Here is a 16,327-nt window from a genome sequence, read left to right as displayed (position 1 = left end):
TCACTCCTTCACCCGCGCGTCCAGGAACTCGTCGACGGCCCGCCGGAACGCCTGCGGCTGCTCGACCCACGGGTAGTGCCCGCACCGGTCGAGCACCTCCGCGGTGCCGTCCCCGAACAGCTTCGTCAGCGCGACGGCCGGCGCGCAACCCGTGATGGCGTCCTCGGCACCGGCGATGACCAGCACGGGCGCGGTGACGGCGGCCAGCCGGCGGGCGAGGTCGGCCGGTGGGTCCACGCTGGGCCAGGCCCGGTTCGCGGCGTAGCTGAACCGGCCGAGGACAGCGTGCGCCTGCTCGGCCGGACCCCAGGTGGCGTAGCCGAGCGGCGCCACGCGGGTCATGAAGTCGTTGAACCCCTCGTCGTCGCGCCGGGTGAGCCCCTGCCGGGACGCCGCCAGGGCCGCCTCGAACAGGGGATCACCGCGGCGGCGCTCGCTCACCTGGTCGGTGTCGGACGCCACGTCGAGCAGCCAGGTCACCGGCGGTGTGACGAGCACGAGGCAGCCGACCCGCTCCGGGTACCGGGCGGCGTAGCTGACGGCCAGCCGGGTCCCGGCCGAGTGGCCCAGCAGCCGCAGCCGCTCGACGCCCAGGTGCCGCCGCAGGCGTTCCAGGTCGGCTGCCTGCTGCCAGAACGAGCCGACGGTGACATCGGCGGGCAGCGGGGAGCGGCCCACCCCGCGCAGGTGCGGGGTGATCAGCCGCCGGTGCCGGCCGAGACCGGCCAGGTCACCCAGGTACGCGGGGTGCCGGCCGGAGCCGCCGGCCAGGGTGACCAGCGGCGGACCGTCACCGCCGGTGTCGTCGTAGGACAGCGGCGTGGCGTCGGCGCCCGAGTAGGTCGGCATGCCTCGATTCTGGCGGCTGGGCGCCGGCCTACGAGGTCTGGATGACGCCGATCGTGACGAGGACGAAGGCTGTGATGATGACGGCCACGCGGGCGTAGTGGTATCGGTCCCAACGGGCCTGCTGCTCGCGCCAGTCGTCCGGTGCTTGTTCGGGCGTCCAGTTCTTCGAGCGGTTGTTGATGGGCACCAGCACGGCGACGGACATGACGACGCTCAGCACGAACAGTGCTGCCCCGCCGACCAGAGCGCTCAGGCCTGGGTCGTGACGGTGGATCACGGCCAGCACGATGGTGAGGGTGAGCGACGCCATGTACCAGACCGGCATGACGCGGCCGAGCACGCGTCCGCCGTCGGCCCGTCCGGCCAGACCACCGTTGCCCGGTAGCCGGTCGAAGATGGGGTTGACGAAGACGGCGACGCTGAATTCCACGCCCACCATGACGCCCGCAACGGTGAGCGCGGCGACGGCCAGTACAAGATTCATATCCTCATGAGACCCTGGCACTGCAAATCGCGCTAGTACTGACAATTTTGTCAGTACTGAACTACGGTGGCTCCATGAGTCAGGGTTTCCCCGAGAGTGCACAGTGTCCGGTCGACGCCGCGGTGAGCGTCATCGCGGGTCGCTGGAAGGGCACGATCCTGTGGCGTCTGGTCGACGGGCCGATGCGCACCGGGGAACTTCGGCGCAGCATCCCGGACATCACCGAACGCATGCTCATCCGGCACCTGCAGGAACTGGTGGCCGACGGCATCATCGACCGGCACGACGCGCGCGAGGTTCCGCCCCGCGTCACCTACTCGATCTCGGAGTACGGCCGGACTCTCGTGCCACTCGTCGCGCAGCTGTGCCGGTGGGGAGAAGCGCACCTGGCCCGAGCCGTGCCAGGATCGGCCGATGGAGAACATCGAGTGGCTTCGCCCGGCCCGCGGCGTCACCTATGACGTGCTCGTCGGCGGGCCGGCCGCCACCCGGGGCCTGCGGGACTTCGCCGACGACGTGGCCGGCACCGGGGGCGGCAGCGCCAACCCCGACTTCGTGGCCCGCATCGAGGCGGGCGACCGCAGCGCCGCGGCGCGGACCAGCCCACTGTCGGTGCTGCGCTCCGCGTACGTGGCCGACCTGGCATCGCTCGGTGACGACGAGGAGCTGCTGCTCACGTCGATGCTCAGTACCGCCGTCGGCGAGGACAACCGCGAGATCGTCTACGACAACTGCGGCCACTCGCCCCATATCGAGCGACCGGCCGAGTTCCTGAAACTCGTCAACTCCTGATCATGAGACCGGAGCCGCCGGGGCACGCGCCCGCCGGCTCCGGTCCCATGGTGAATCAGGACAGAGTGGTCAGGACAGCGGGCAGGTGTTGCGGTAGTCGGAGATGGCCGAGCTGCTCGGGCCGGGGCAGAGGAACTGGTCGTAGCGGGTGTCGTCGTCGACGAAGCGCTTGAGCCAGGCCACCGTCAGCCGGGCGGTCGGGGTGTTGGTGGTCTGCGGGAAGAAGTGGCTGGCGTTGTTCAGCTCCAGGTACGCCTTCTCCGTGGCCGACGGGATGCTGTTGTAGAACGGGATCGAGTGCGACGAGACGGGCGCGATCGTGTCGCTCTCGCCGCCGACGATCAGAGTCGGCACCCGCAGGCCCGACCAGGACTTGGTCAGGTTCCACGGCGCCAGCGGCACCGCGGCCTGCAGCGACGGCCGGTCCTTGGCCGCTTCCAGGGAACCGCCGCCGCCCATCGAGTGCCCGGCCACGGCGAGCCGGCTCGCGTCGATGCGGGTGCGCACCGAGCTACTGCGGGTCAGGTAGTCCAGCGCCGCCAGCAGCTGGTTGCCGCGGGAGGAGGGCTGGTCGAGGGTCGAGTTGGTCTCGATGCCGATGACCACGAAGCCGTGCGAGGCGATCCGCGGCCCGAGCCAGCTGATGCTCGACCAGCTCGCGGTGTAGCCGGGCGAGATGGCGACCGCGCCGAAGGTGCCCTCGGCGGTGCTGGTCGGGTAGTAGATGACGCCGCCGCCGAAGCCGGAGACGCTGATCCTGGAGACACTCTGCTGAGCCGTGGCGAACGGCCCGCGGCTGGCGTCCAGGCTGGCCGTGGTCGGGGCCGGGCCGCGCTCGTACGGGCTGGCCGCCTGAGCGCTGGTGGCACCGGTCAGCGAGCCGGCGATCAGAGCCAGCGTGGCCGCGGCGGTGACGAAGAACCGCCGGGACCGGGCGGGGATGGTGGGTGACTGCACGTCGGACTCTCCTCGGATGGGACGGGATCGACGAGCGTCAGTCTTCGGCCGGACCTCGGCCGGACACATCGGTGAAATCACCGGCCTTGACAGCGACCGGCTGGGGTTCTTGAGTGTTACTCGGAGGTAACCCTGTGAGAATCAGCCGGAAACAATTCGCGCTCGCTGTGGCGCCGGCCCTGATCGCCGGCGTGCTCGCCGCCCCCGCGTCGGCTGCCGCGCCCACCTGCGCCGCGCCCGTCGCCAGCACCACCCAGCCCGGCTACCTGGTCGCCGACCCGGCCTGCGAGCCGAACGGCACCCCGTTCACCGCCACGCCGGAATCCGTCGTGCACACCGGTATCCGCGACGGCGCGGCGTACCGGATCGAAGTGCCGAAAGCCTGGAACGGCCAGCTGGTCGTCTACGCGCACGGCTACCGCGGCACCGGCACCACCGTGTACGTCGACAGCCCGTCGCTGCGCGCGCACTACATCGCCCGGGGCTTCGCCTGGGCCGCCTCCAGCTACCAGACCAACGGCTACGACGTGGGCCAGGGCGTCCGCGACTCGTACGCGCTGATCGACCTCTTCCGCCAGGTCACCGCCCAGCGCGCCCGGTCGGTCTACATGACCGGCGCCTCGATGGGCGGCCACATCACCGCCGTCGCCATCGAGGAGCACCCGCGCTCGTTCGTCGGCGCGATGCCGGTCTGCGGGGTGCTGGGTGACGCCGAGCTGTTCGACTACTTCCTGGACTCCAACGTCACCGCGGCCGCGCTCGCCGGTGTCGACATCGACTTCCCGCTGACCCCGGACGCCGGCTTCGCGGACCGGTGGCGCGAGCAGGTCAAGCGCATCCTGCCGGCCCTGGGCGTCACGACGGGCAAGCCGCCGGTGCTCACCGAAGCGGGCCGGACCTGGGCGGACGTCGTCGAGCGGCGCACCGGGGGCGAGCGGCCGGGCTTCGCCGCGTCGTTCGCGTACTGGAACGCCGCGCCCTCCTCGGCGCCCACCGCGGATCTGCCGTTCATCTTCGGTCTCTACCCGGGGCTGTCCGGCGGCACCGCCAACATCGCGGAGGGCAACCTCACCGACAACCGGTTCACGCTGTACCGCAGCACCGACCGGCTCCTGCCCACCCGGGCCGAGTGGCAGCTCAACCGGGACGTGCTGCGGGTGGCGCCGACCGCGCGGCCGAGCCGGGGCCTGGACGGCGTGCCGCGGGTGGACGGCCGGCCGCCGGTGCCGGTGCTCTCGCTGCACGACATCGGTGACCTGTTCGTACCGTTCTCGATGGAGCAGGTGTACGCCCGCCGCGCCCTGCAGAACGGCCGCGCCAAATTGTTCGTCTCCCGGGCGATCCGGGGCGTCGGGCACTGCGACTTCACCCAGGCGGAGCTGCGCCAGGGCTTCGACGACCTGGTGACCTGGGTCCGCGGCGGCCACCGCCCCGGCGGGGACGCGATCCTCAACCGGCGCACCGTGGCGGCGGCGGGCTTCGGCTGCCGTTACACCGTCGGGGAGCGGGCCGTCTTCGGTGCCGTGTGCCCCGTAAAGACGGGTGCTGCCGGCCGGCGATGACGGTTGACACGGAGGCGCTCCCATTGAAAGTGTTCAATGGAAGCGCTTTCGTGCATCCCGAGCCGTCAGGAGCGACCGATGCGCCGTGCCCCGTCGTGGATCTTCCGTGCCGCCATCACCGTCGCTCTCGTGCTGCCCCTGGTGGCGCCGCCGGCCGCCGCCACGGCAGCGCCGCCGGCCGGGGCGGGCCCGCAGACGGTGGCGGACGTCTACCGCTACCTGGAGGACCCGCAGCTCACCGGCGAGGGCCAGGAGGCGCCGCACACGGATCTGCGGCCGTACGCCAGTGCCCGCGCCGCCGCGGCCGACGTGACCAGCCACGACGCGCGTGACCCCAACGTCACGTCGCTGAACGGCAAGTGGCGGCTCAAGATCTTCGACCGGCCGGATGACGTGCCCGCGGCCTTCCACGGCGCCGGCTTCGACGCGTCCGGCTGGCCGTCGGTCTCGGTGCCGCACACCTGGCAGTCCGACTTCATCGACCACCCGATGTTCCGCAACATCCCGTCCGACATCGCCCCGGACGACCCGCCGAAGGTGCCCCGCGACGTCAACCCGACCGGGGCGTACCTGCGCACCGTCGACCTGCCCGCGGACTGGACCCGCGACAGCGACCGGGTCCTGCTCCGCTTCGAGGGCGTGACCAGCAACTACCTGGTCTGGGTGAACGGCGGGTACGTCGGCTACGACCAGGGCGGCTACACCCCGGCCGAGTTCGACATCACCGAGCGGCTGCGTCCGGGCCGCAACAGCATCGCGGTCCAGGTGCACCGCTGGGGCAGCGGCGCGTACCTCGAGGACGTCGACCAGTGGCGCTACAGCGGCATCTTCCGCGACGTGCGGCTCTACCGCTTCGCCCAGACCCGGCTGCGCGACGCCACCATCACCACTGACCTGGACGCGGCGTACCGGGATGCGACGCTCAGCGCCCGCGTCGAGGTCACCGGCGCGCCCGGCGACTTCACCGTGCGTGGCACCCTGCAGGACCGGCGCGGCCGGACCGTGACCACCATGAACGCCGCGGCGAGCACCGGCGCGGTGACGCTGACCGCCCCCATCAGCAACCCGGCGAAGTGGAGCGCCGAGGAGCCCAACCTCTACACGCTGGTCTTGCAACTGCTCGGCCCGGACGGTCGGGCCCTGCACACGACCGCGCAGCCGGTCGGCTTCCGGGAGATCGAGGTCCGCGACCGGCAGATCCTGGTCAACGGCGAGCGCATCCTGATCAAGGGCACCAACCGGGCCGAGACCGATCCGGACACCGGCCGGCACGTGACCCGGCAGGCCCAGCGCGACGACGTCTTCCTGATGAAACGGCTGCACCTCAACGCCGTCCGCACCTCGCACTACCCCTCGGACCCCTACCTGTACGACCTGGCCGACGAGCACGGCCTGTGGGTCGACGACGAGGTGGACATCGAGACGCACAGCCACGAGACGTGCCCGTCGAACTGCCTGGCCGACCGCCCGGAGTGGCAGGCCGCGTTCGCCGACCGCTTCCAGGCGATGGTCGCCCGGGACAAGAACCACCCGAGCGTCATCTTCTGGGACACCGGCAACGAGGCCGGCCTCGGCGCCGCGCACTACGCGATGGCGGCCTGGGCCGACGCCCACGAGCCGACCCGGCTGCTCTACCACCAGTCCAACAACCCGGACGGCGACGCCCCGTTCGCCGACGTGGACGGTCCCCGCTACCCGACCCCGGCCCGGCTGGAGAGCCGCACCCTGAGCAGCACCAAGCCGATCGTGATGGGCGAGTACGCCCACGCCATGGGCAACGGGCTGGGCAACTTCGACCAGTTCTGGGCGCTGGCCCGCAAGTATCCGGCGATGCAGGGCGGCTTCATCTGGGACTGGGCCGAGCAGAACCTGCGCCAGCCGCTGATCACCACCCCCGACGCGGCCCACGGCATCCAGACGTTCCTGGTCGGTAAGCCCGGCACGGTCCCCGGCCGACGCGGCCAGGCCGTGGCCCTGTCCAGCCTGGACGACTTCGTGGACGTCTTCCGCGACAAGCGGCTGGACCTGACCGGTCCGCTGACGCTGGACGCCTGGGTCAAGCCGGGCGAGTGGGCCGGCAGCTTCCCGATCCTGACCAAGGGCCAGGGGTACGCGTTGCAGATGCGCGACCGCGACACCCTGGAGTTCGGTGTGAACGCGGGCGGCTGGGCGACGGCCGCGGCGGACGTACCGGCCGACTGGTACGGCGCCTGGCACCGCGTCACCGGCGTCTACGACGGCACCGCCCTGCGGCTGTCCATCGACGGCGCCGAGGTGGCGACGACCGCCCGTACGGGTGCGGTGGACCCGGGCCTGTTCGAGGTCAACCTGGGCCGCAACGCCGACACCCAGCAGGACAACGACCTGTGGAGCATCCGGCTCGGCCGCGGCCTGATCGACGATGCCCGCATCTACCCGTCCGCGCTCACCCCGGCGCAGCTCGCCGCGGGCGCGGACCCGGTCGCCGGCGCGGTGCTGGCCCTGAACTTCGACCGCTTCCAGCGCAAGGGCGACTTCCTGAGCCTGGGCATCAGCCTGTCCGGCACCGACGGCCTGGTCGGCTCGGACCGCTACGTGCAGCCGGAGACCGCCGAGATGGCCTGGGCCCAGGCCCCGGTCCGGATCACCCGCACCGGCACCACGGTCCGGCTGCACAACGAGCAGCAGGCCGGCGACTTCGACCTGACCGTGCGCTGGCAGGTCAAGGAGCAGAGCGACGTGCTGCGCTCCGGCAGCCGGCGCATCCGGCTCGCCCCGGGACAGACCGCCGAGCTGGATCCCGGGCCGCTGCCGGGCAACCCGGCCGACCGGGAACGCTTCCTCACCGTGACCGCGGCCAGCAACCGGGACACCGCCTGGGCCCGCCGGGGCTGGATCGTCGGGTACGACCAGTTCGCCGTCGGCGGCCACGCGGTGCCGGGCATCCTCCCGCTCCCCGTGCCCGGCGCGCCTGCCGTGGCCACCAGCGGCGACACCGTCACCGTGTCCGGCCGCGACTTCGCCTACCGCTTCGACGACGGCTCGTTGACCTCGATGCGCGCGGCCGGCCGGGAACTGCTGCGCGGCGGGCCCCAGCTGGACGTGTACCGGCCGCCGACCAGCAACGAGACGTACGACTGGGGCACCGACGACCGGCGGATCTGGCACGAGACCGGCCTGGACCGGCTGCGGACCACGGTCAGCGGGGTGCGCACCCGGACCGAGGCCGACGCTGTCGTGGTGGAGGTGCGCAGTGTCGCGGCCGGCCCCGGGACTGAGGCGCTGCTGTCGTTCGACCAGACGCTGACGTACCGGATCGACCGGCGGGGCACCGTCACGCTGCGGCAGGACGTTGCCGCGAAGGGCTCACGGGTGGGCGCGCTGCCGTACCTGCCCCGGGTCGGCATCTCGCTGCGGGTGCCCGACTCGATGCAGCGCTTCGCCTACTACGGGCGCGGTCCGCAGGAGTCCTACAACGACCGGCACAGCGGGGCCCCGATGGGCGTCTACCGCAGCACGGTCGAGAAGGAGTACGTGCGGTACTCGCGGCCGCAGGCGTACGGCAACCACACCGACACCCGCTGGGCCACCCTGCACGACCAGCGCGGCGGGCTGCTGGTCGGCGGCACCTCCGACGTCAGCGTGACCGCCTACGACGACCTGGACCGCGCCGAGTACGACCATCAGCTGCCGCTGGTGCGCAACAAGGACTGGGTGACGCTGCACGCGGAGGCCGGCGAGACCGGGATGGGGGAGACGCCGAACTCGGTGCTGGCGCCGTACCGGCTGTCGCCCACGCAGCCGTACTCGCACGAACTGGTCCTGCGTCCGCTCACCCGCGCCGAGGTCGCCGCGGGCGGCGTCCCGGACGCCGACGTGCCGGCGCCCTGCCCGCCGGAGCTGACGGTTACCACGGACGGCCGGATCGAGCCCAGCACGGCCGAACCGGTGCAGGTCCAGGTCGCGGCGCGCTGCGCGGCGGGTCTGCGGGACGCGACGGTACGGCTGAGCGCGCCCGAGGGCTGGACCGTGCAACCGGCCTCGGTGGACCTGGGCGCCGTCGCCGACCGCGAGACGGCCTCGTTCACCGTCACCGCCCCGGCGGGTACCGACATCGGCACGTACCGGCTCACCGCGACCGCCGAGACCACCACGCCCGACGGCTTCGCCTCGACCACCACCGCGACCGCCACCACCGAGGCGCCGTTGCCGGCGGGCTACGTCTGGCTCAGCGACCGCCCGTTCACCGCCCCGGTGAACGGCTGGGGCCCGGCCGAGAAGGACCGCAGCAACGGCGAACAGGGCGCCACCGACGGCAACCCGCTGACCATCGGCGACGTCGTCTACCCCAAGGGCGTCGGCGTGCACGCGGCGTCCACGGTCCAGGTCGGCCTCGGCGGCGACTGCACCCGGCTGCGCGCCGACGTGGGCGTCGACGACGAGACGGGCAGCGCGGGCTCGGTGACGTTCGAGGTCTGGGGCGACGGCACCCGGCTGGCCCAGACCGGCGTGCTCACCGGCGCGAACCCCGCCCAGCGCCTGGACGTCGACGTGACCGGGGTGCAGGGCCTGGAGCTGCGGGTCACCGACGGCGGCAACGGCAACGGCAACGACCACGCCGACTGGGCCGCCGCCCGGCTCGCCTGCGGCTGAGCCGGGTCGGGCAGAATGAACGGCCATGTCCCGTGAACCACGCGTCTCCTGCGTCTTCATCTGCCACGACGGTGCCGGCCGCATCCTGCTCGCCCGGCGTTCGGCTGGTGCCCGCGACGAGCCCGGGACCTGGGACACCGGGGCGGGCGCGCTGGAGTTCGGCGAGACCTTCGAGGCCGCGGTGACCCGCGAGGTCAAGGAGGAGTACGCGACCGAGCCGCAGGAGATCAGCCTGCTCGGCGTCCGCAACGTGGTCCGCACGGAACCGCTGTCGCACTGGGTCGCGGTGGTCTTCGCGGTCCGCGTCGACCCGGCCGCCGTGGCGATCGGTGAACCGCACAAGTTCGACGAGCTGGGCTGGTTCGACCCGGCGGCCCTGCCGGCTCCGCTGCACTCCCAGCTCGAGCCGACCCTCGACCTTTTCCGCGAGGCCCAGCTGTAACGGCGGGTTTTCTGCCGCGAAACACTGGATTTGGCTTGGTCGATGTTCCATGCTGTGCGTGGGAGCGCTCCCACCATCCTCGTCGTCCCCCTCGGAGGAACCCGCGCATGTTCTCGACCCGATCCAAACGGCGTCTCGCCGCAGCCGCGGCGGCGGTCCTCGCCGCCCCGCTGCTGTGGTTCGCCGGCACCGGCACCTCCTCGGCCGCGGCCGCCGCCCCGGCCGAGGACTGGTTGCACGTCAGCGGCAACCAGATCGTCGACGAAGCCGGCAACCCGGTCTGGCTCACCGGGACCAACTGGTTCGGCTTCAACGCCGGTGAGCGCGTCTTCCACGGGCTCTGGTCGGCCAACCTCACCGAGGTCACCAAGTCCATGGCCGACCGCGGCATCAACATCGTCCGGGTGCCGATCTCGACCCAGCTGCTGCTGGAGTGGAAGGCCGGGCAGGCCGCCGTGGCCTCCGGCGTCAACACGTACGCCAATCCGGAGCTGACCGGCAAGACCACCCTGCAGGTCTTCGACGCGTTCCTGGCGCTCTGCCGCCAGTACGGCATGAAGGTCCTGCTCGACGTGCACAGCGCCGAGGCCGACAACTCCGGCCACAACCACCCGGTGTGGTGGAAGGGCACCGTCACCACGGAGAACTTCTACCAGGCGTGGGAGTGGGTGACCGCGCGCTACAAGAGCGACGACACGCTGGTCGCGATGGACATCAAGAACGAGCCGCACGGCGCGCAGAACGAGACTGTCCGCGCCAAGTGGGACAGCTCCACCGACGCCGACAACTGGAAGTACGTGGCCGAGACCGCGGCCAAGCGGATCCTGGCGATCAACCCCAAGGTGCTCGTGCTGGTCGAGGGCATCCAGGTCTACCCGAAGCCGGGCTCCACCTGGTCCTCGCCGAACACCAACCCGGACCAGAGCTCGAACTTCTACAACACCTGGTGGGGCGGCAACCTGCGCGGCGTCGCCGAGCACCCGATCAACCTGGGCGCCAACCAGGACCAGCTGGTCTACTCGCCGCACGACTACGGGCCCCTGGTGTTCGACCAGCCGTGGTTCCAGAAGGCGTTCGACAAGGCCTCGCTGACCACCGACGTGTGGACGCCGAACTGGCTCTACGTGCACGACTCCGGCACCGCGCCGCTGCTGGTCGGCGAGTGGGGTGGCCGGCTGGGCCAGGACCCGCGGCAGGACAAGTGGATGACCGCCCTGCGGGACCTGATCGTGGAGAAGCACCTGCACCAGACGTTCTGGGTGCTCAACCCCAACTCCGGCGACACCGGCGGGCTGCTGCTCGACGACTGGAAGACCTGGGACGAGCAGAAGTACGCGCTGCTCAAGCCGGCCCTGTGGCAGTACGCCGGCAAGTTCGTCAGCCTGGACCACCAGGTCCCGCTCGGCGGCGCGGGCAGCACCACCGGCATCAGCCTGGCCGCCCGGTACGGCGGCGGCACCGAACCCACCGGCCCGGCCTCCCCGTCGGCGTCGGTCTCGGTCTCGCCGTCCACCCCGCCCGTGCCGTCCGGCACCTGCACGGCCACCTACAGCCAGACCGGTGTCTGGTCCGGCGGCTTCCAGGGTGAGGTCACGATCAAGAACACCGGTACGGCGGCCACCCGCGGCTGGACGGCCACCTGGACCAATCCGGCGGGCACGGCGGTGTCCTCGCTGTGGAACGGCACGCTGACCACGTCCGGCTCGACCGCGACGGTCCGCAACGCCGCCCACAACGGCGCCCTGGCCCCGGGAGCGAGCGCCACGTTCGGCTTCGTCGGCACGGGCCCGGCACCGACGCCGGCGGTCACCTGTTCAGCGTCGTAGGCCGTCGAAGTCCCAGCGCGGCGTGGCCAGCGCCGCCGGGACCCGGGCGCCGGCGGGGGAGTACGTCATGACCTCGTCGGTGGCCCAGCGGATGTAGCCGCTCAGGGCGGCGCGCAGTTCCGGATCCGCCGGAAGGTGCGCGCCGTCCAGGGCGGCCACGAAACACGCCACGAACCGGTCGCCGAGCTCCGCCTCGGCGCCCTGGTTGGCGTGGATGCCGAGCATGCCGGAGTGCCCGCCGTAGGACTCCGAGTAGACCGGCGGGCCGCCGAACACCTCACCCCAGTAGTCGGCGAGGCGCTGCACGTGCTCGGGATTGCCCTGGTGCGAGAAGGGATGTTCGAGCTGCGGGTCGGCCAGGCAGCGGGCATGGAAGTCGGTGGCCAGCGCCAGCATGGCCGGGGCGCCGCCGGCAGCCTCGTAGAGGGACATGAGGTCACCCTGGCAGAAAGCCCTCTCTACCGCACGTGTCGTAGCTCGGTCAGTCCGGCGACCGGTGCCCGCCCCCGCACGCCGCCGGTGCCCGCGTCCAGCCAGAGCACCTCGTCGGCACCGCCCACGTAGACCCGGGACGCGTCACTGCTGACCCCGAGCCCCCGGACCGGCGCCGGCACGGTCCAGCCCGCCGGCACCGAGCCGCCCGGCTTCAGCACGGTCACCGTCCTTCCGGCGCCCAGTAGCAGCCGCCCGTCCGGGGCGAAGGCCAGGCTCGCCGAGTCCGCCACGGCCGGCACCGCGGCGGTCGCGTCGATCGCCAGCGAGGCGGTGTCGGCGTACAGAACGACGCCCGCCATCGCGTGGGCGATCGCCAGGCGCTGCCCGTCCGCGCTCACCGCCAGCGCGTGCCCCTCGGCCGGACCCTGGCCGAACGGGTCCGGCAGGTCCAGGCAGTACGCCCACCCCTGCGCCAGGTGCAGCACGTGCACGAACGCGTGGACGCCACCGGACCGCCCGGCCAGCAGGTCACGGGTGTGCAGGTGGCCGGGCTGGTGGGTGTAGAGCGTGTAGAGGACCTGCCGGTCCGGGGAGAGCACCTCCTGCCGGCCGTCACCGCGCATCTCCTCCTCGGCACCGGCCGGCACCGGTGACTTGTCCCGGGTCAGCAACGGCTCCAGCGAGCCCGTGGCGAGGTCGAGCCGGCGTACCCGGTAGTGGTCCGGCGCCGTGGAAGGCAGCCACTCCAGCACGAACAAGCCGGTGGCGTCCTGGGTGAACGCGTCCGGTTCGACGACGCCGCTGAGGTCGTACTCCCGTTGTCCCGTACCGGAAAGCACCATGATCGTCGTGCGGGCCCGGGCCACCGGGCGGGCCGCCGCAGCCGTGCGGGTCAGCGCGCAGTTCGCGCCGTCCGCCGTGATCACCCGCGGGAGCCAGCCCGCGGCCAGCGGCAGCGGCCGGCCCAGCTGACCGGTCGCCAGGTCCAGCCGGACGAGGGCCGGCCGGCCGGCGTCGTCACGGCCGAGCGCGCCCGCGGCCGCGCCGTCGGCGCTGGTCACCGCCTCCCGGCCGAGGCCGCGCCGATGCGGCCCGCCGAGCACCACCAGGCCTTCGCGGGTCCCGGCCACCACCACATCCGGTACGGACACAGCGCGCCGCGGCTCGTCGCGGCAACCGGACAACAGGGCGGCGCCGCCCGCGATGATGAGAAGATCCCGCCGGGTCGTCATGTCCTGTCGACACCGCGAGGTGCTGCTCGGGTTCCCGGGAACCTTTCCCCGGCGTGCGGTGTCGAGGAGGTGATGGTGACCGAACTGGACGATGCGGCAGCCGTGGCGCGTGCCCGCACCGGCGACGTGGACGCGTACGAGGTCCTCGTCGTCCGTTACACCACGCCCGCGCACCGGGCCGCCGTCCTGCTCGGTGCCGGGGCCGACGCCGACGACGTGGTGCAGGAGGCGTTCGTGAAGGCGTACCGGCAGCTCGCCCACTACCAGGGTCGGTCCGGGTTCCGGCCGTGGCTGCTGGCCATCGTCGCCAACGAGACCCGTAACCTGCACCGGTCCCGCCGCCGGCGTGACGGCCTGGTGCTGCGCGCCGCCGCCCGCGAGCACCCGGAGGCGGCCGAGCCGGATCCGGCCGAGTCGGTCCTCGAGGGTGAGCGCCGGCGTCACCTGGTCGAGCAGATCCGCCTGCTCGACGCGCGGGACCAGGAGGTGCTGGTCTGCCGTTTCCTGCTGGACCTGTCGGAGGCGGAGACGGCGCAGACCCTGGGCCTGCCCAAGGGCACGGTGAAGTCGCGGACGTCGCGGGCGCTGACCAAACTGCGCGGCCGCCTCGTGGGGCAGGGGGTGCCCGGTGCCTGACGACCTCGACGACCTCGCCCGGGAGCTGCGGGCGCTCGCAACCCATCTCGACGTACCGGATGCCGCCGATCAGCGGGCCGCGGTGCGGGCCCGGCTCGCACAGCCCGCGCCCCGCCGCCGTTGGTTTCCGTCGGTCAAGGTGCGGCCGCTGCCGGGCCGCCGGTGGATCGTGGCCGTGGTGGCCGCGCTGATCGCGCTGGTCGCCGGGATCGCCCCGGCCCGCGCGGCGGTCGTCGACGCGGTCGGCGGGCTGCTGCGGATCGCGGGGATCGAGGTACGCCAGGAGCCCGCCCCTCGTGGCCTGCCCACCGACCCGAGTCCGCTGCCGTCGGTGCGCACCGGGAGCCTCGACGCCGCCCGGCGCGTGGCGCTGTTCCCGGTGCTGGTCCCGGACAAGCTCGGCGCGCCCGAGCGGGTGGAACTGGGCGACCCGGACCCGTCCGGCGCGCCGCGGGTGGTCACGCTGGTCTACCGCGGCGGAACGGTCCGGCTCGACGAGTTCGACGGCCGGGTCAGCCCGTTCTTCTTCAAGTCCGCCCCCGAGGCCCAGTGGGTCGAGGTGGCGGGCGCGGACGCGATCTGGCTGCCGCAGCCGCATCCGGTGACCTACGTCGGGCGGGACGGCGTCGAGCGCGTCGAGACCGCCCGGCTGGCCGGTCCCACGCTGATCTGGACCAGCGGGGACCTCACCTACCGCCTGGAGGGCTTCGCCGACCTGGAGGAGGCGCGCACGGTCGCGGTGTCGCTGCGCTGAGGTCCAAGAGTCAGACGTATGAACGGCATCCGGGCCGGGTAGGCGGCGGCTCATGGCACGCTACGGCGACGAAGTGGCATCCCTGGCGACCCCGCTGCGGGACCCCGGCGACCTCGACGAGCTGGTCGAACGGGCCGGCCCGGCCCGGGTCGTGCTGCTGGGCGAGGCGAGCCACGGCACCCACGAGTTCTACACCTGGCGGGCGGCGCTCACCCGCCGGCTGATCGAGCAGCAGGGCTTCTCCTTCGTCGCGGTCGAGGGGGACTGGCCCGACTGCGCCCGGGTGGACCGCAGCGTGCGGGGACTGCCGGGCGAGCCCGCGGATCCGCGTGAGGCGCTGCTGGCGTACGACCGGTGGCCGACGTGGATGTGGGCCAACGAGGAGGTGACCGACTTCTGCCGGTGGCTGCGGGCGAGCAACGAGAGCCGGGAGCGGCCGGTGGGCTTCCACGGCCTGGACGTGTACTCGCTGTGGGAGTCGCTCCGCGAGATCCTGGTGCACCTGCGCGAGCACGACCCGGATCAGGTGCCGGCCGCGCTGGCCGCGTACCGGTGCTTCGAGCCGTTCGCCGAGGACCCGCAGTCGTACGCGTGGGCCACCCGGTTCGTGTCGGCGACCTGCGAGAACGAGGTGGTGGACCTGCTGGTGCGGCTGCGCGAGCGGGCGACGGCCGGGGCGGGGGAGTTCGCTGCCTGGCAGAACGCCGAGGTGGTCGCGGGTGCGGAGCACTACTACCGGGCGATGGTGCACGGCGGTCCGCGCTCGTGGAACGTCCGCGACCGGCACATGGACGAGACCCTGGACCGGCTGCTGACCCACTACGGCCCCGAGGCGAAGGCGGTCGTGTGGGCGCACAACACCCACGTGGGCGACGCCCGGGCGACGGACCAGTCCCGGCACGGCGAGAACACGCTGGGCGAGCTGGCCCGCGACCGCTACGGCCGGGACCGGGTGGTGCTGGTGGGTTTCGGTACGCACCGCGGCTCGGTGATCGCGGGCGACTCGTGGGGCGCGCCGATGCGGGAGATGGGGGTGCCGCCGGCCCGGCCGGACTCCCTGGAGGACGTGCTGCACGCGACGGCACCGTCCCGCGCGCTGTTCGTCTTCCCCGAGGACGGCCCGGACCTGCTGACGGATGAGCTGGCCCACCGCGCGATGGGCGTGGTCTACCGCCCGGACCGCGAACGCTGGGGCAACTACGTCCCGACGGTGCTGGGCGAACGCTACGACGCCTTCCTCTGGTTCGACGAGACGCAGGCGGTCCGCCCGCTGCACCCGGCGACCATCGACACCCGCGAACCCGAGACTTTCCCCTCCGGCGTTTGACCTATCTTCCTAGGACGCGATAGGCGGTGTGAGCCCGAACCGAACGGCAACCGTGGCGCCCCCGTTCTGCGCTCCCCGGCTTCGTCGGGAGCCCGAAGGGGATGGCATGACGGACACGCAGATCGTTGAGCTGGGGCTGCAGGCCATGACCATCGCCGCGAAGATGTGCGCGCCGGTGCTTCTGACCGCGCTGCTGATCGGTTTCGCGATCTCGCTGTTCCAGTCGGTGACCCAGATCCAGGAGGCGACGCTGTCGTTCGTCCCGAAGGCTGTGGGCGTGGGCGCGGCGATCCTGTTCTCGGGTAACTGGATGCTGCACGAGATGGTCACGTTCACGACGCAGCTGTTCGAGAAGATCCCGACGCTGATCGGCTGACCTCCCGCACATCGAAAAAGGGC

At 72.3% G+C, this 16,327-nt stretch carries 15 protein-coding genes; 10 read left to right on the top strand and 5 right to left on the bottom strand.

Features of this window, described 5'->3' with window-relative positions; genetic code table 11:
• Together ACQP2Y_RS24825 and ACQP2Y_RS24820 are read right to left on the bottom strand one after the other, a co-directional pair.
• A complete protein-coding gene (locus ACQP2Y_RS24825; protein ID WP_433717349.1) occupies positions 1-849 on the bottom strand; it encodes an alpha/beta fold hydrolase in 849 nt (282 codons plus the stop codon).
• 28 nt (positions 850-877) lie between these two features.
• Positions 878-1,333: an anthrone oxygenase family protein gene (locus ACQP2Y_RS24820; protein ID WP_433717347.1), complete on the bottom strand. Its 456-nt coding sequence runs from the start codon at positions 1,331-1,333 to the stop codon at positions 878-880.
• 74 nt (positions 1,334-1,407) lie between these two features.
• Here ACQP2Y_RS24820 and ACQP2Y_RS24815 point away from each other — a divergent pair, with 74 nt between their 5' ends.
• On the top strand, positions 1,408-1,794 hold the full coding sequence (locus ACQP2Y_RS24815) for a winged helix-turn-helix transcriptional regulator (protein ID WP_433717345.1): 387 nt from the start codon (positions 1,408-1,410) through the stop codon (positions 1,792-1,794).
• The gene (locus tag ACQP2Y_RS24810) at positions 1,748-2,125 is read left to right on the top strand and encodes a hypothetical protein (protein WP_433717343.1); all 378 of its coding nucleotides are present in this window, start codon (positions 1,748-1,750) and stop codon (positions 2,123-2,125) included. The genes ACQP2Y_RS24815 and ACQP2Y_RS24810 overlap by 47 nt, the downstream gene beginning before the upstream one ends.
• A 69-nt stretch (positions 2,126-2,194) precedes the next feature.
• Here ACQP2Y_RS24810 and ACQP2Y_RS24805 read toward each other — a convergent pair whose 3' ends face one another.
• Entirely contained in the window at positions 2,195-3,082 is an 888-nt protein-coding gene (locus ACQP2Y_RS24805) for an alpha/beta hydrolase family protein (protein ID WP_433717341.1), read from the bottom strand.
• 134 nt (positions 3,083-3,216) lie between these two features.
• On the opposite strand from ACQP2Y_RS24805, the gene ACQP2Y_RS24800 reads away from it, so the two are divergent.
• The 4 genes from ACQP2Y_RS24800 (at position 3,217) to ACQP2Y_RS24785 (ending at position 11,544) form a co-directional block, all read left to right on the top strand.
• Entirely contained in the window at positions 3,217-4,644 is a 1,428-nt protein-coding gene (locus ACQP2Y_RS24800) for a phthalyl amidase (RefSeq protein WP_433717339.1), read from the top strand.
• A 78-nt stretch (positions 4,645-4,722) separates the two neighbouring features.
• Entirely contained in the window at positions 4,723-9,276 is a 4,554-nt protein-coding gene (locus ACQP2Y_RS24795) for a glycoside hydrolase family 2 TIM barrel-domain containing protein (RefSeq protein ID WP_433717337.1), read from the top strand.
• A 25-nt stretch (positions 9,277-9,301) separates the two neighbouring features.
• Positions 9,302-9,718, top strand: coding sequence for an NUDIX domain-containing protein (locus ACQP2Y_RS24790; RefSeq protein WP_433717335.1), 417 nt, complete (start codon positions 9,302-9,304; stop codon positions 9,716-9,718).
• Between the two features lie 107 nt (positions 9,719-9,825).
• Positions 9,826-11,544 (top strand): cellulase family glycosylhydrolase, encoded by a 1,719-nt coding sequence (locus ACQP2Y_RS24785; RefSeq protein WP_433717333.1) that lies wholly within the window; start codon positions 9,826-9,828, stop codon positions 11,542-11,544.
• On the opposite strand, the gene ACQP2Y_RS24780 is transcribed toward ACQP2Y_RS24785, so the two are convergent.
• Positions 11,533-11,976, bottom strand: coding sequence for a group II truncated hemoglobin (locus ACQP2Y_RS24780; protein WP_433717331.1), 444 nt, complete (start codon positions 11,974-11,976; stop codon positions 11,533-11,535). The genes ACQP2Y_RS24785 and ACQP2Y_RS24780 overlap by 12 nt on opposite strands.
• Before the next feature lie 26 nt (positions 11,977-12,002).
• On the bottom strand, positions 12,003-13,211 hold the full coding sequence (locus ACQP2Y_RS24775; RefSeq protein WP_433717329.1) for a YncE family protein: 1,209 nt from the start codon (positions 13,209-13,211) through the stop codon (positions 12,003-12,005).
• Positions 13,212-13,286: 75 nt separating this feature from the next.
• On the opposite strand from ACQP2Y_RS24775, the gene ACQP2Y_RS24770 reads away from it, so the two are divergent.
• The 4 genes from ACQP2Y_RS24770 to fliQ all read left to right on the top strand — a co-directional run bounded on the left by ACQP2Y_RS24770 (position 13,287) and on the right by fliQ (position 16,304).
• Positions 13,287-13,847, top strand: coding sequence for an RNA polymerase sigma factor (locus ACQP2Y_RS24770; RefSeq protein WP_433717327.1), 561 nt, complete (start codon positions 13,287-13,289; stop codon positions 13,845-13,847).
• On the top strand, positions 13,840-14,601 hold the full coding sequence (locus ACQP2Y_RS24765) for a hypothetical protein (protein ID WP_433717325.1): 762 nt from the start codon (positions 13,840-13,842) through the stop codon (positions 14,599-14,601). The genes ACQP2Y_RS24770 and ACQP2Y_RS24765 overlap by 8 nt, the downstream gene beginning before the upstream one ends.
• Before the next feature lie 52 nt (positions 14,602-14,653).
• Positions 14,654-15,928: an erythromycin esterase family protein gene (locus ACQP2Y_RS24760; protein ID WP_433717323.1), complete on the top strand. Its 1,275-nt coding sequence runs from the start codon at positions 14,654-14,656 to the stop codon at positions 15,926-15,928.
• 106 nt (positions 15,929-16,034) lie between these two features.
• Positions 16,035-16,304: a flagellar biosynthesis protein FliQ gene (fliQ, locus tag ACQP2Y_RS24755; protein ID WP_360542727.1), complete on the top strand. Its 270-nt coding sequence runs from the start codon at positions 16,035-16,037 to the stop codon at positions 16,302-16,304.
• Positions 16,305-16,327: the final 23 nt, after the last annotated feature.

The sequence above is a fragment of the Actinoplanes sp. CA-051413 genome (assembly GCF_050955795.1).
In the GTDB taxonomy this organism is placed as follows: domain Bacteria; phylum Actinomycetota; class Actinomycetes; order Mycobacteriales; family Micromonosporaceae; genus Actinoplanes.
The sequence above is the reverse complement of the archived record's forward strand: the minus strand, read 5'-3'. Positions and strand labels throughout refer to the sequence as shown.

Bases quoted from the DNA above. Each gene is read 5' to 3' on its own strand.
- ACQP2Y_RS24815 (WP_433717345.1), top strand. From the start codon at position 1,408: ATGAGTCAGGGTTTCCCCGAGAGTGCACAGTGTCCGGTCGACGCCGCG.
- ACQP2Y_RS24775 (WP_433717329.1), bottom strand. From the start codon at position 13,211: ATGACGACCCGGCGGGATCTTCTCATCATCGCGGGCGGCGCCGCCCTG.
- ACQP2Y_RS24810 (WP_433717343.1), top strand. From the start codon at position 1,748: ATGGAGAACATCGAGTGGCTTCGCCCGGCCCGCGGCGTCACCTATGAC.
- ACQP2Y_RS24825 (WP_433717349.1), bottom strand. From the start codon at position 849: ATGCCGACCTACTCGGGCGCCGACGCCACGCCGCTGTCCTACGACGAC.
- ACQP2Y_RS24780 (WP_433717331.1), bottom strand. From the start codon at position 11,976: ATGTCCCTCTACGAGGCTGCCGGCGGCGCCCCGGCCATGCTGGCGCTG.
- fliQ (WP_360542727.1), top strand. From the start codon at position 16,035: ATGACGGACACGCAGATCGTTGAGCTGGGGCTGCAGGCCATGACCATC.
- ACQP2Y_RS24790 (WP_433717335.1), top strand. From the start codon at position 9,302: ATGTCCCGTGAACCACGCGTCTCCTGCGTCTTCATCTGCCACGACGGT.
- ACQP2Y_RS24785 (WP_433717333.1), top strand. From the start codon at position 9,826: ATGTTCTCGACCCGATCCAAACGGCGTCTCGCCGCAGCCGCGGCGGCG.
- ACQP2Y_RS24760 (WP_433717323.1), top strand. From the start codon at position 14,654: ATGGCACGCTACGGCGACGAAGTGGCATCCCTGGCGACCCCGCTGCGG.
- ACQP2Y_RS24795 (WP_433717337.1), top strand. From the start codon at position 4,723: ATGCGCCGTGCCCCGTCGTGGATCTTCCGTGCCGCCATCACCGTCGCT.
- ACQP2Y_RS24820 (WP_433717347.1), bottom strand. From the start codon at position 1,333: ATGAATCTTGTACTGGCCGTCGCCGCGCTCACCGTTGCGGGCGTCATG.